Source organism: Cellvibrionales bacterium, assembly GCA_016713115.1.
GTDB lineage: Bacteria > Pseudomonadota > Gammaproteobacteria > Pseudomonadales > UBA7239 > UBA7239.
Genome location: JADJPU010000001.1, coordinates 1,452,697 through 1,466,094, shown reverse-complemented (window position 1 = coordinate 1,466,094; position 13,398 = coordinate 1,452,697). Strand labels below are relative to the sequence as shown.

Here is a 13,398-nt window from a genome sequence, read left to right as displayed (position 1 = left end):
CTGATTTAACCACTACGCCAAAGCAATTCGTTTATCCCTTTGCGGTCGGCTGCTACAATGCCGCCCCTTTCCTTGCTGAACATCGCGGTCTACACATGCAGCCCATGCTGAATATTGCCTTGCGTGCTGCGCGCCAGGCTGGTGAACACATCGTACGCGCCTCAGATCGTCTTGACCTGATTCCTGTTTCTGAAAAAGGCACAAACGATTATGTAACGGAAGTGGATCGCGCTGCCGAAGACATCATCATTCGCCTGCTGCAAAAAACCTATCCCGATCACGGCTTTCTCGCTGAAGAAAGTGGTAGCACGAATCCCGATGCCGATTACATTTGGATCATTGACCCTCTGGATGGCACTACCAATTTTGTGCGCGGCATTCCGCACTACGCGGTTTCCATTGCCTGCCAATACCAAGGAAAAATTGAACACGCCGTGGTGTACAACCCCGTGACGCGCGAAGAATTCACTGCTAGTCGCGGGCGCGGCGCGCAATTGAATGGGCGCAGAATTCGCGTTACTTCACGCACCACGCTCGACGGCGCACTGCTCGGCACCGGCATCCCTTTTCGCAGCCATCAAAGCGAAAAACTGCCCGCCTATGTCAAAGTATTGGAAACACTAGCACCGCAAACCGCCGGCATACGCCGCGCCGGCTCTGCTGCACTGGACTTAGCCTATATCGCCGCCGGTCGTTTCGATGCGTTTTGGGAGATGGGTTTAAAACCGTGGGATATTGCAGCGGGCATTTTATTGATTCAAGAAGCAGGCGGTTTGATCAGCGATTTTCAGGGCGGCAATCAATATATGGAAAACGGCAATATCGTTTGCGGCAACCCTAAATGCTTCAAGCATGTGTTGCAAGTGATCAACCAGCATCTTGCTTAACGATTTATTTCACGCAATTCCAGCACATCGGTAGAAGCGGCAATCGCACCAAACTGCATATAGTTTTCACTGTTGCGGTCTATGGTGTCTGGGTTGTACAGATAATTCACCATCATACCGCAAGACTGACGAATCCCTTTGGGTGAAACATCCGCCATCCAATTGACTTGTTGCAGTGTTGCGCCGTTGCCCAAATGAAAGTGCGCCACGCCGTCGCGCGCACGCTGTTTGCCCTCCTGCAATCCGGTTAAGTATTCCGCACACAGACGCAACAACATCGGCTTCAGCACATCGCAAATCATTTGATTTTGATGCCACGCCAATACAGCCAAAATATCTTTCAGTTCAACACCAACACCCAGTTGCTCCGCCAAATTTTTCAACGCTGTTTTTTCCTGCAGACCGAGAAGTGCACTTCCCTTTTGCTCCATCTGCTCAGATAGCCATTTCATAAAACCAGGCACCGGTGACAGCGTGGCAAAACGCTTCAGCTGTGGAAATTCTTTCTTTAAATTGGTCACGACGCGTTTGATCAAAAAATTGCCAAAGCTAATCCCAGACAACCCTTTTTGCGCATTGGAAATGGAATAAAAAATGGCCGTATTCGCACCCTCAACATCATAGGTGCGTGTGTGTGTATCCAATAGCGCCTGCACATTCGCCGCTAAACCATTGCAGAGTGCAACCTGCACGAAAATCAATGGCTCGTCTTCCATATTGGGATGAATAAACGCAAACAGCCGCCTATCGGCAGCCATACGATTTTTCAAATCCACCCAACTGGTAATTTCATGTACTGCTTCATATTCAATCAACTTTTCTAACAATGCAGCCGGGGAATCCCAAGTCAGCTGTTGCAACTGCAGAAAACCAATATCAAACCAAGTAGTCAGCAAATGTTTTAAATCTTTTTCTACTTCGCGCAACTCTGCATCTTTGCTGGCTTCCATCTCCAGCAACTCACTGCGCATATCAACAAGAAATTTAATGCCGCTAGGCATTGCATTGAACAAGGTCAGCAACTGCACGCGTGGCGCAATCAAGGCCTTGCTCAATTTGTGGCGCAATTTAGGCTTTCATCTGCACATAGCGCTTGCACATAGGCATCAATGGCGCGCTGAACGCCCTGTTCATCGACATCAAAATCGCTGGCCAGCAAACGCAAAAAACGCAGGCGTCCCTGTTTATTGAGGGCCATATATGCATGGCCGATATATGCCGCTTGTGCGCGTTTTGCCCACTCACCACCGGGCGCGGCAAGACAGTTTTTAATTTGTTGCCGAAAGTAATCGACATCGCGATCACTTAACGCGGGATCAACGCGATATTGGTCTTCGCCGCGCAGCGTTGTATTGAGATCAGACCACACGCGCCGCACATGGCGCAGTGTTCGATTCAACAACGAGTTTTGCGACATAACGACCTACACCAAACAAAGCCGCTGCGCTTCAGCGAGATCCAGCGTGCCTTCGTATATAGCGCGCCCCGTAATTGCGCCCAACACGCCGCGTGCTGCCACGGCTTTCAAGGCACGAATATCATCCATATTGGTGACGCCGCCCGACGCAATCACGGGGATGCCGCAGGCCTCTGCCAACTGTGCCGTTGCTTCAACATTGACACCTTGCATCATGCCGTCGCGTGCAATATCGGTGTAGACGATAGAAGACACACCGTCATCGGCAAATTGTTTGGCCAAATCGACTGCTTTCACTGCGCTGATTTCCGCCCAGCCATCGGTGGCGACCATACCGTCTTGCGCGTCAATGCCGACAATAATTTTTCTTGCAAATTGTTTGCACATTTCTGTCACAAACTGCGGCTCTTTCACCGCTTTGGTGCCGATGATGACATAGCTCACGCCGGCCGACAGATACGCTTCAATAATATCGGCGTTGCGAATACCGCCACCAATTTGTATCGGCAGCGAGGGATTGGCGCGCGCAATGGCTTTCACCGCTTCGCCATTGACCGGCTCGCCAGCAAAGGCACCGTTCAAATCCACCAGATGTAAACGACGCGCACCGGCATCCACCCAGCGCTTTGCCATCGCCACTGGATCAGAACCGAACACGGTCGAATCATCCATGCGACCTTGTTTCAGGCGCACGCATTGCCCATCTTTCAAATCAATGGCAGGAATAATCAACATGACTAACAACACCCATCCCAAGACATAAAGTTTTTTAATAATTGCAAACCGGCGGTGTGACTTTTTTCTGGATGGAACTGCACCGCAAACAGATTTTTGGTGAGCAGCGCCGCATCAAACGACACACCATAATCACCACTGGCCGCTACCAGCGCGCGATTTTGCGCAGCCACATAGTAGCTGTGCACGAAATAAAACCGGCTATTTTGAGGAATCTCTGCCCACAGCGCATGAGACTTGGTTTGCGACACTTCGTTCCAACCCATATGCGGCACTTTCAAGCGTTGGTCATCGCTATCCCGTAAATCGTTGCCAAAAAAGCGCACTGCACCTTGCAAAATATTCAAGCAATCGACACCGCTGTTTTCTTCGCTGTGCGTCATCAGCGCCTGCATACCCACACAAATTGCCAACACCGGTTTTTGCGCTATCGCTTCTTTGACCAAAACATCCGCACCCACTTGACGAATACCTGCCATGCAGTCGCGCATGGCGCCAACACCAGGAAACACCACACGATCGGCGGCGCGAATCTCTGCGGGATTATTGGTGACTATCACGCGCGCATTGGGCGCAACATGCTCTAACGCTTTAGCGACGGAGTGCAAATTGCCCATGCCGTAATCAATTACGGCAACAGAAGATGACATGGTTACAGCGTGCCTTTGGTAGACGGCATTTGCCCAACCATGCGCGGGTCTGGCGTGAGTGCCATGCGCAACGCACGGCCAAAGGCTTTAAAAATGGTTTCGATTTGGTGATGCGTATTCGCACCGCGCAAATTGTCGATGTGCAGCGTCACACCCGCGTGATTGACGAAGCCTTGGAAAAATTCGTAAAACAAATCGACATCAAAATCGCCCACGCGACTGCGCGTAAAATTGACATGCATTTCCAAACCGGGGCGACCGGAAAAATCGATCACCACACGCGACAGCGCTTCATCGAGCGGCACATAGGCATGGCCGTAACGGCAAATACCTTTTTTATCGCCCACCGCCTGCGCAAACGCCTGCCCCAGTGTGATGCCAACATCTTCTACTGTGTGGTGATCATCGATATGCACATCGCCCTGCGCTCTCACATCGAGATCAATCAGGCCGTGGCGCGCAATTTGGTCCAGCATATGCTCCAGAAATGGCACTGGCGTTTCAAAGTGGGTTTTGCCGGTGCCATCGAGATTGATAGCAACTTGAATCTGCGTTTCCAGCGTGTCGCGTTGGACACTGGCTTTGCGTTCAGTCATGGGAACCTCGCACAGAATAAACCGCCATTATACCGGCCCGCCCCGCGTTTATCCCCCGTTCAGTGCAGCAATGTCTGCAAGAAGCGCCCCGTGTGCGACGCTTGATTGCGTGCCACATCTTCCGGCGTCCCTACAGCTATGATTTGCCCACCGCCAGAACCGCCTTCCGGCCCAAGATCGACAATCCAGTCCGCCGTTTTGATCACATCCAAATTGTGCTCGATCACCACCACGGTGTTGCCTTGATCGCGCAAGCGCATCAACACCGTCAACAACTGCGCAATATCGTGAAAGTGCAGACCGGTAGTTGGTTCATCCAAAATATAGATCGTCTGCCCTGTGCTGCGTTTAGACAATTCTTTCGCCAATTTCACACGCTGCGCTTCACCGCCAGAGAGCGTAGTCGCATTTTGCCCCAAGCGAATATAGGAGAGCCCCACATCCAATAATGTTTGCAATTTATTGGCGATTGCCGGCACGGCTTTGAAAAATTCAAAGGCGGCTTCCACGGTCATATCCAATACATCGTGGATATTTTTGCCTTTGTACAACACTTCCAGCGTTTCGCGGTTGTAGCGTTTGCCGTGGCAGACATCACAAGCCACATACACATCCGGCAAAAAATGCATTTCTACTTTGGTTACGCCATCGCCTTCACAGGCTTCGCAACGCCCACCTTTCACATTAAAACTAAAACGCCCAGGCTGATAACCGCGTGAGCGCGCTTCCTGTGTGCCGGCAAACAAATCACGAATTGCGGTAAACATGCCCGTGTATGTCGCTGGATTTGAACGCGGTGTGCGGCCGATAGGGCTTTGGTCGATGTCGATACATTTATCTACCAACGCCAAACCATGAATAGCCTCATACGGCGCCGGCTTTAAAGCGCTCGCGCCGTTTAACTGCTCCGCCAAAATGGGATACAGCGTGTGATTGATCAGGGTCGATTTCCCAGAACCAGAAACACCCGTCACACAGGTGAATAAACCGAGCGGAATTTGCAACGAAACATTTTGCAAGTTATTACCCGTTGCACCTTCTAACACCAACAGTTTTTCTGGATTAAGCATTAAGCGTTTTGATGGCACAGCAATACTTTTTCTGCCCGACAAATAATCGCCTGTCAGCGATTTTTTATTGCCGACAATATCTGGTAGCAAACCACTAGCGACAATTTCACCGCCGTGCACGCCAGCGCCAGGACCAATGTCCACAATAAAATCGGCAGCTTTGATAGCATCTTCATCGTGCTCCACCACGATCACAGTATTGCCGAGATCCCGCAGGCGGATCAAGGTAGACAACAATCTCTCGTTATCGCGCTGATGCAAGCCTATCGACGGCTCATCCAAAATATACATCACACCCACCAAGCCGGCGCCGATTTGCGAGGCCAAGCGAATGCGCTGCGCCTCACCACCAGATAGCGTTTCTGCACTGCGGTTGAGTGTCAAATAATTCAAGCCAACATCTACCAAAAAGCGCAGGCGCTCTTGAATTTCTTTCAGGATTTTTTCAGCAATCTTTCCTTGCCTACCTTTCAATTCTAATTGGGAAAAATAGCGAGAACCTTCGCCAACAGGAAACTCCGTCAGCTGCGACAACGTATGGTTATCCACGTACACATGGCGAGACTCTTTGCGCAGGCGCGTTCCGCCACAATCGGGGCATGATTGATTGCTGATATATTTCGCCAAATCTTCCCGCACACTGTTCGATTCTGTTTCGCGGTAACGGCGCTCCATATTGTTGACGATACCCTCAAACGGATGCTGGCGCTGATAGACATCGCCGCGATCATTGGAATAGGTGAAAACAATATCCTCATCATCTGAGCCGCACAGCAAGATATTTTTCTGTGCTTTTTTCAGCTTTTCCCACGGCGTGTCTACATCAAAGCCGTAGTGATCGGCCAACGAAGTCAACATTTGAAAGTAATAAAAGTTTCTTCTATCCCAACCACGAATTGCTCCTTCACTGATCGACGCTTCTGGAAACTGCACGATGCGATCAGGGTCAAAAAATTGTTTAACACCCAAACCGTCGCAGCCGGGACAAGCGCCGGCCGGATTATTAAAAGAGAACATACGCGGCTCCAGCTCATTGATGCTGTAGTCGCAGAGTGGGCAAGAAAACTTGGCAGAAAAAATCTGTTCTGGCTGCTTGCTGTTATCCATGTGCGCGATTTGCGCAATGCCTTCTGACAATTTCAGTGCGGTTTCAAAAGATTCCGCCAAACGCAGTTGTATATCGGCGCGCACACTAAAACGATCCACCACCACTTCTATGGTGTGTTTGATATTTTTTGCCAGCTTGGGTGTATCGTCCAAATCACACACCACGCCGTCGATGCGCGCACGCACAAAACCTTGGCTTTTTAATTTTTCAATCACATGCGCGTGTTCGCCTTTGCGATCGCGTATCACTGGCGCCAACAGCATCAACTTGGTGTTTTCTGGCATTGCCAGCACGGCATCGACCATTTGGCTTACGGTTTGCGCCGCTAACGGTTTATTGTGCTCTGGGCAGCGCGGCTCGCCGGCGCGTGCAAACAACAAGCGCAAATAATCGTAAATTTCCGTGATGGTGCCGACTGTGGAGCGCGGGTTATGCGAGGTGGATTTCTGTTCAATCGAAATGGCAGGTGATAAACCTTCGATGTGATCGACATCCGGTTTATCCATCATCGACAAAAATTGTCGCGCATAAGTGGACAGCGATTCCACATAGCGGCGCTGGCCTTCGGCATACAAAGTATCAAACGCCAACGAAGATTTGCCAGAACCGGAGAGTCCAGTCAGCACAACCAATTTGTCGCGCGGAATATCGAGATTAATATTTTTTAAGTTGTGGGTGCGTGCACCGCGAATTTGAATACTTTTCATTGCACTGCCAAGCGTTAGACGATCGGCCATTATAGCGTCTGTCGCTTATACTGCTCAGCATTCCACACACGAGATGCCGCACCCATGCTGCCGAATGCACCTCTATGGCGCCGCCTCGGCGCACTCATTTACGACAGTTTTTTATTATTTGGCCTGCTGATGTTGTTTGGCGGCATCGCAGTCGGCATTGAAAGCTGGTTATTTGGGAAAACCTATGTGGAAACATCCAGCACAGCTGGCGGCAATCCGCTGTTGTTTGTTGGCATGTTGCTTGTTGTTTGTGCGTTCTATTGTGTTTTTGGTTACTGAACAAGCAGACATTGGGCATGCAAGCGTGGCGCTTACAATTAGAAACCATCGACGGCACCCCGCTAACACTCAAACACTGCCTCAAACGCTGGTGCGCGGGCATCCTGTCTCTCGCCTGCGCCGGTCTGGGCTTTTTTTGGTGCCTATTACCTAAACATGAAACCTGGCACGACAAACTATCTGGCACGCGGGTGGTGGTTCATGAAAAAAGAAAATAACTTCTGATTTTTTTCTGTATTTTATTTAACCCGCGACAACAGAAAAAACCCCAAGCCCCAGCAAATCACAATGGGCAATGCAATTGCGACCCACGGCGCAAAGCCGTAGACAATACTGGTTGGCCCTAAGATGCTTTGACTAAACCGAAAGGCCATACCCAGCATCACACCAAAAAACAAGCGATAGCCCATGGTAGTTTCGCGCAGCGAGCCGAAAATAAAGGACACGGCGATCAACACCAAACCAATCATCGCCAAGGGCTGCAGTGCGCGCTTCCAGAATGACAACTTAGCAATGCGCGCATCCTGATGCTGTTCATCCAAATAACGGATATAGGAACGCAGCTCACGCAAACTCAATTCGTCGGAATCTATAGCCACAACCGATAACAAATTAGGCACAAGCTCACTTTGCCAAAAGTCTTCTTGCGCGCCGGCTACAACCTGATTATCACCAAACACAGTCGTCTTGGGTTTTTCTAATTGCCAACCGCGTTGAGCCGTATCGCTAACATGCACAGCATGCGGTGCATACTGGGCAAACTGCAGTTCACCTTTAGCATCAAAAGCAAAGCGCGCGAAACCAAAAATCTCACCTTTTCCGCTCACATAATTGAGATGAATAAATTGATTATTTTCGCGCAGCCACAAGCCTCGATCACTGCGTATCAAGTTAAAAGCAGGGTCTGCTTCAATTTTTTGCGCGCGAAAGGTGTTGGCGTAACGATCAGAAACCGGCACGATGTATTCACGGACCAGTCCAATCACGACCACAATGATCAATGCCGGCTTCACCACCATCCACACGATACGCAACACGGAAACACCGCTGGCGCGCATAACGGTCAATTCGCTCTGACTCGCTAAAACTCCCAAGCCCAGCAAGCTGCCAATCAACATCGCAAAGGTAGAGTTTTCTGCCACCATACTTGGCACGCTAAACAGCACATAAATCAACACATTGACCAAACTGTAATGCTTCGGAGCCTCTGACATCTCCTCCGCAAAAAGAGAAACCGAAAACAAGCCCACCAACATGACAATAACCAGCAAGATCGCTGCCACGACATGTTTTGCGATATAACGATTCAACTGCTTCATGCGCGTTTTCTCCACTGCAACAGTCGATCGCTGAATAACAACAGCAAGGCCAACACTAAAAACAAGATATGCGCGGTCAGCATTCCAGGCATTACCCCAACATCGCCTTCGCCTATTTTTAGCCGCAATGTATCCAATGCGGTCATGTACGCGAAGTACAACAGCATCGCCGGCAATAACTTAATGTAACGACCTTGCCGCGGTGTAGTGCGGCTCATTGCCACAGCCAGCACCGCCACCAACAACACCAAGACGATCAAAGAAAAACGCCACTGCACTGTGGCAATCAGCGTCCAGCGCCAAGCAGGTGCTTCTAGTGATGGGCTTTCAATCTCTTTCATCAAATACGATAGCGATAATGAATCCTCTTTCAACTTGCGCGCACCGTGCTCAACATCAGATGAACTCATATGCTGCTTTAAAGCAGAAAACCGCAGGCGCTCTCCGCCCACTTCGCCGGGACGCAAAGAATAGCGCACGCCATCATTTAATGTGGTGTAACGCGCATCCTGCGTTTCATCGTAATGTTGCGAGCCATAAGCCGCACGAAATATTGTCCACGCGCCGTCATTGTGCTGCTCAACAGCAAACACATCTTCCATCGTCTTACGACCATCGCTGATGTTGCCGGTGTACAACACGCCTCGCCTCGCGCGCAAGTCTAAAAACTTTCCTGGCTCGATCAAATCCAAATCACTGCGCTTTCTCTCGCCGTTTAATAGCTGCTCTGCGCGCTGAAAACCTTCTGGACTTACATAGATTGCCAGCCAACCTGTAAGCGCCGCCACCGGAACTACCGCCAAGCTGATCAACAACAACAATCGCGCCACACCGATGCCCGCAGAATGCAAGGCTGTAATTTCATTTTCGACATACATGCGTCCAAATACCAACAAGATGCCGAGAAACAAACCTAACGGAAGAATGCGCTGCAAAATGCTAGGTGCACGATACAGTAATAAGTAAGCAATAATTTCGGCGGAAATTTTTCCACTGGCAGCATCTGCCAAATACCCAGCAAATCGACCCGACAAAAAGATCAACAACAAAATCAGCGTGACAGCGAAGGTGGTTTGCAAAATCTCTCGTGCAAAATATCGCGCCAAAATAAAGCGGGGCAGCATCACGGCAAGGGTCCATTAACAAAGAAGTTGTATTTGGTGCGCTGGTGAAGGTTGAAGGCGCTACCACTGAAGGTAGACTATACCAGCACGGCTTTATTCGAGCCAAGAATCTAAACCCCACTGGAGCGTCCACACCATGCTGACCATCAGCAACCAAGCCACCAAGCCACTTACCTGCAAAACTGATTGTTTGGTCTTACCCGTCTTTAGTGGCAAAGCAAACTCGGCACACGCCAGTGGCGCATTGGATGCACTCATCGCACAGCTAAAAAAACGGGGCGACATCACCGGCAAAGCGGGTGAATCGCTTCTGCTACCTCACATTGACGCTATTGCGGCAGAGCGATTGTTGCTAGTAGGGGCTGGTGACGGCAAGCCGCTGACGCGTCCGCAATTTCTCACTCTACTCGGGCAGATCGCCGACACCCTGCATAAAGCAAACGCGAAAGACGCAACCCTGTTACTGGACGAGATCAGCGTTGAAGACCGAGATGCCGCTTGGTGTGCGGAATTGGCAGCCCAACGCTTAAGCAATAGCACCTACCATTTCAGCGCGATGAAAAAAGATAAGAAGCTCGCGGCATTGAAAAAAGCAGTCTGGCACAGCGCTCAGCAGCAAAAGATTATCAATCAAGCGCTGGCAACCGGCACCGCGATAGCAGAAGGCATGGCATTGGCACGCGAGTTGGGCAATCTGCCCGGTAATGTTTGTACGCCAACTTATTTAGCGGAGCAGGCACAAAAACTAGCGAAGCAACAGAAAAATTTTTCTGTCAGCGTGCTGGATGAAAAACAAATGCGCGCGTTAAAAATGGGTTCCTTATTGTCTGTCTCTGCCGGCAGCGATCAACCCGCTAAATTGGTAGTGATGGAATATCGCGGCAGCAAAAAAAATGAGCCGCCGGTTGTTCTGGTTGGCAAAGGCATCACTTTTGATACCGGCGGCATCAGTTTGAAACCTGGCGCCGGCATGGAAGAAATGAAATTTGACATGTGCGGCGCAGCGAGTGTACTCGGCACCATGCAGGCTATCAGCGCACTGCAACTGCCGATGAATGTAATTGGCGTTTTAGCCTGCGCAGAAAACATGCCTAGCGGTCACGCCACCAAGCCCGGCGACATCGTGACCAGTATGAGCGGAAAAACCATCGAAGTAATAAACACGGATGCCGAAGGCAGATTGGTACTGTGCGATGCGCTAACTTATGTTGAACGCTTTAAACCTGCAGCCGTGATCGATATCGCCACACTCACTGGCGCCTGCGTGGTTGCTCTTGGCAATCACGCCAGCGGCCTGTACAGCAACGATGAAAAACTGGGCGAACAATTATTCGCCGCCAGCATGCGCGCAGAAGACAAAGCATGGCGCATGCCTCTGTGGGAAGAATATCAGCAACAATTAAAAAGCCCATACGCCGATGTGGCGAATGTTGGCGGACGCAATGCTGGATCAGTCACGGCTGCCTGTTTTCTCGCACGCTTTACCGAAAACTATGCGTGGGCGCATCTGGATATTGCCGGCACAGCATGGAACAGTTCCGGCAGTAACAAAGGCGCGACGGGCAGACCCGTTCCGCTGCTGGTGCGTTTTTTGATCGATTACAACAAGAACCAAAAATCTTAAACATGACGCGTATTGATTTTTATTTATTGCCACAACGCGATGAACAATCTCGTCAGTTGTTCGCATGTCGTTTGGCAGAGAAAGCATGGCAGCTAGACAATCGCATCCTTATCCAAACTGACAACAATGAAGCTGGCAGCGCACTCAACGCGCTGTTATGGTCATTCAAGACGGAAAGCTTTCTGCCGCATGCCACCCTTCCTGCCAGTCAACAAACACCCGTGTATATCGGCTGGCAGGAAGAACCGTCATCACACCATGACTTACTGATCAACCTAAGCACTAATATCCCCCCATTTTTTAGTCGTTTTGCGCGGGTTGCTGAAATTGTTACGCAGGACGAGATACAGCTAGACATTAGCCGCAAACGGTTTCGTTTTTACCAGGAACGCGGCTATGACATCAAAATCAACGACATGAAAAAAAGCGCATGAATACGGATGACAACAAGACCATGGGAAATGCGGAAGCCAAGCATCAGCGGCGCGACGATCTCCTGAGTGAATTAGAATCAATACGCAATCTACTGACTGAAAATTCTGCAAAATCTGAAGAAAACCACAGCAATCATGTGGCATCGGGCCATATTCCCGTACTTCTCCCAGACGACAGCATTCCCACGCTGGGGATGGAGCACCGCCATCAAGACGGTCTAACGCGACGCAGCAAAAAACCCAAGCTAAATAATGACGAAAACAATTTCCCTGTCGCCACGCACACCTTGCTATCCACCACACGGAGCCGAGAAAAATTAGTAGACGATGTGGTGCGCAGCGCGCTACCGCGCCTCGAAGCCATACTGCGTGAATTGGTACAAGAAGCGCTGCTACAAGATAAATTGCGCGGCGGAAAACGCTAATTTTTTGCGCTGTTCATTCAGAAAACAACGCGGACTGCACAGCATCCGCCACCAGTGCATTACCTTTTGCTGTTGCATGCCCGTCATGGAACAATAAACTCTCACACAAATTTGATTCTTCTCCACAACGCGCAATAAATAATGGAGTAATATCAATCAGCGGATATTTCTGTTGTTGCGCCACTTCCCTAATGCGTTTGTTAGCGCCAGGATAAAACCCTCCATTTGATGGATAAGTCATCAAATAAATTTTTTTTTCGCGCTTGCTCACTATCTCAACCATTGTCTGAAGATTTTTTACTAATTCATAGCGATGGCGTGATGGATCTCCGGGCAAGGTACCAAGAAAAAACTCCGTGCCATCTTTAGTTTTCACTAGATGAGTATCGCGCTTACTTAAGTCCAACTGCGTAATATCGCGCGGCGAACCAAAAGTCATATCTTGCTGTGTAATAAAGCTGCGCGACCAAATGGCATACAAACGATACAAACGACTGTGATTTTTTAGCCAATGCCACGCCGCGATAATCTCAGATGTTTTTTCCATTGACGGCAATGTTTCTACTGGGGTCCAAAAATCGTTAAACCCCACCATAATGAGCACGATATCCGGCGACAACTTATCCATCAGTGTCGGCAAATTATCCAGCACGCGGAAAGAATTGGTTGCAGGAAAACCTAAATTCAACACTTCAATCGCCGATTGCGGATGCGTCCTATTCCAAGATTGCTCAAATTGTGCCGGCCACGACTCCTCTGCGTTTAAATACAAGCCATAAGTGTTGGAATCACCCAATGCCAAAATGCGTGTGCGGTTCATCTGCCGCCACTGCTCCGGCACCAGCCGTGATTGCTCGTGCACTAGCAGCGCCCCAAGTTGCAGCAATAATTCACAGACCAAAACCATAGCCAATAGCGTCAGCGGCACATACCACAAACATCGCAATCGACAACGCACCTCAATACCCCTTAAATAAGTCTTGGCTAAACCCT

At 49.8% G+C, this 13,398-nt stretch carries 15 protein-coding genes; 6 read left to right on the top strand and 9 right to left on the bottom strand.

Annotation, left to right across the window (positions count from 1 at the left end; translation table 11 throughout):
• The first annotated feature begins 95 nt into the window (after window positions 1-95).
• Complete coding sequence (locus IPK30_07190) at window positions 96-887, top strand: inositol monophosphatase (protein MBK8103058.1); 792 nt, start codon at window positions 96-98, stop codon at window positions 885-887.
• On the opposite strand, the gene IPK30_07185 is transcribed toward IPK30_07190, so the two are convergent.
• From IPK30_07185 to uvrA, 6 genes are read right to left on the bottom strand one after another with little or no spacing between them, the layout of a single operon-like run.
• On the bottom strand, window positions 884-1,954 hold the full coding sequence (locus IPK30_07185) for a malonyl-CoA decarboxylase family protein (GenBank protein ID MBK8103057.1): 1,071 nt from the start codon (window positions 1,952-1,954) through the stop codon (window positions 884-886). The genes IPK30_07190 and IPK30_07185 overlap by 4 nt on opposite strands.
• Complete coding sequence (locus tag IPK30_07180; GenBank protein MBK8103056.1) at window positions 1,939-2,304, bottom strand: hypothetical protein; 366 nt, start codon at window positions 2,302-2,304, stop codon at window positions 1,939-1,941. The genes IPK30_07185 and IPK30_07180 overlap by 16 nt, the downstream gene beginning before the upstream one ends.
• A 6-nt stretch (window positions 2,305-2,310) precedes the next feature.
• The gene (gene hisA, locus IPK30_07175; protein ID MBK8103055.1) at window positions 2,311-3,039 is read right to left on the bottom strand and encodes a 1-(5-phosphoribosyl)-5-[(5-phosphoribosylamino)methylideneamino]imidazole-4-carboxamide isomerase; all 729 of its coding nucleotides are present in this window, start codon (window positions 3,037-3,039) and stop codon (window positions 2,311-2,313) included.
• A 2-nt stretch (window positions 3,040-3,041) separates the two neighbouring features.
• Window positions 3,042-3,689, bottom strand: a complete 648-nt coding sequence (gene hisH / locus IPK30_07170) for an imidazole glycerol phosphate synthase subunit HisH (GenBank protein MBK8103054.1) — start codon at window positions 3,687-3,689, stop codon at window positions 3,042-3,044.
• A 2-nt stretch (window positions 3,690-3,691) separates the two neighbouring features.
• Entirely contained in the window at window positions 3,692-4,285 is a 594-nt protein-coding gene (gene hisB, locus IPK30_07165; GenBank protein ID MBK8103053.1) for an imidazoleglycerol-phosphate dehydratase HisB, read from the bottom strand.
• A gap of 59 nt (window positions 4,286-4,344) precedes the next feature.
• Window positions 4,345-7,170, bottom strand: coding sequence for an excinuclease ABC subunit UvrA (gene uvrA / locus IPK30_07160; GenBank protein MBK8103052.1), 2,826 nt, complete (start codon window positions 7,168-7,170; stop codon window positions 4,345-4,347).
• 84 nt (window positions 7,171-7,254) lie between these two features.
• Between uvrA and IPK30_07155 the strand changes: the two genes are divergently transcribed.
• The gene (locus tag IPK30_07155) at window positions 7,255-7,479 is read left to right on the top strand and encodes an RDD family protein (GenBank protein MBK8103051.1); all 225 of its coding nucleotides are present in this window, start codon (window positions 7,255-7,257) and stop codon (window positions 7,477-7,479) included.
• Window positions 7,461-7,697 carry an RDD family protein gene (locus IPK30_07150; protein ID MBK8103050.1) on the top strand — a complete coding sequence of 79 codons (237 nt, stop codon included), beginning with the start codon at window positions 7,461-7,463 and terminating at the stop codon, window positions 7,695-7,697. The genes IPK30_07155 and IPK30_07150 overlap by 19 nt, the downstream gene beginning before the upstream one ends.
• 21 nt (window positions 7,698-7,718) lie before the next feature.
• Here IPK30_07150 and lptG read toward each other — a convergent pair whose 3' ends face one another.
• Both lptG and lptF read right to left on the bottom strand, forming a co-directional pair.
• Window positions 7,719-8,798, bottom strand: a complete 1,080-nt coding sequence (gene lptG, locus IPK30_07145; GenBank protein MBK8103049.1) for an LPS export ABC transporter permease LptG — start codon at window positions 8,796-8,798, stop codon at window positions 7,719-7,721.
• Complete coding sequence (gene lptF, locus IPK30_07140; protein ID MBK8103048.1) at window positions 8,795-9,925, bottom strand: LPS export ABC transporter permease LptF; 1,131 nt, start codon at window positions 9,923-9,925, stop codon at window positions 8,795-8,797. The genes lptG and lptF overlap by 4 nt, the downstream gene beginning before the upstream one ends.
• A gap of 133 nt (window positions 9,926-10,058) precedes the next feature.
• Here lptF and IPK30_07135 point away from each other — a divergent pair, with 133 nt between their 5' ends.
• Genes IPK30_07135 through IPK30_07125 form a run of 3 tightly spaced genes read left to right on the top strand, consistent with a single transcriptional unit; the run spans window position 10,059 to window position 12,405 of the window.
• Window positions 10,059-11,546 (top strand): leucyl aminopeptidase, encoded by a 1,488-nt coding sequence (locus tag IPK30_07135; GenBank protein MBK8103047.1) that lies wholly within the window; start codon window positions 10,059-10,061, stop codon window positions 11,544-11,546.
• Window positions 11,547-11,548: 2 nt separating this feature from the next.
• Window positions 11,549-11,980: a DNA polymerase III subunit chi gene (locus tag IPK30_07130; protein MBK8103046.1), complete on the top strand. Its 432-nt coding sequence runs from the start codon at window positions 11,549-11,551 to the stop codon at window positions 11,978-11,980.
• Window positions 11,977-12,405: a hypothetical protein gene (locus tag IPK30_07125; protein ID MBK8103045.1), complete on the top strand. Its 429-nt coding sequence runs from the start codon at window positions 11,977-11,979 to the stop codon at window positions 12,403-12,405. Before IPK30_07130 ends, IPK30_07125 begins: the two co-directional genes overlap by 4 nt.
• A gap of 13 nt (window positions 12,406-12,418) precedes the next feature.
• Here the strand turns inward: IPK30_07125 and IPK30_07120 are convergent, their stop codons facing one another.
• The gene (locus IPK30_07120; GenBank protein ID MBK8103044.1) at window positions 12,419-13,363 is read right to left on the bottom strand and encodes a hypothetical protein; all 945 of its coding nucleotides are present in this window, start codon (window positions 13,361-13,363) and stop codon (window positions 12,419-12,421) included.
• Window positions 13,364-13,398: the final 35 nt, after the last annotated feature.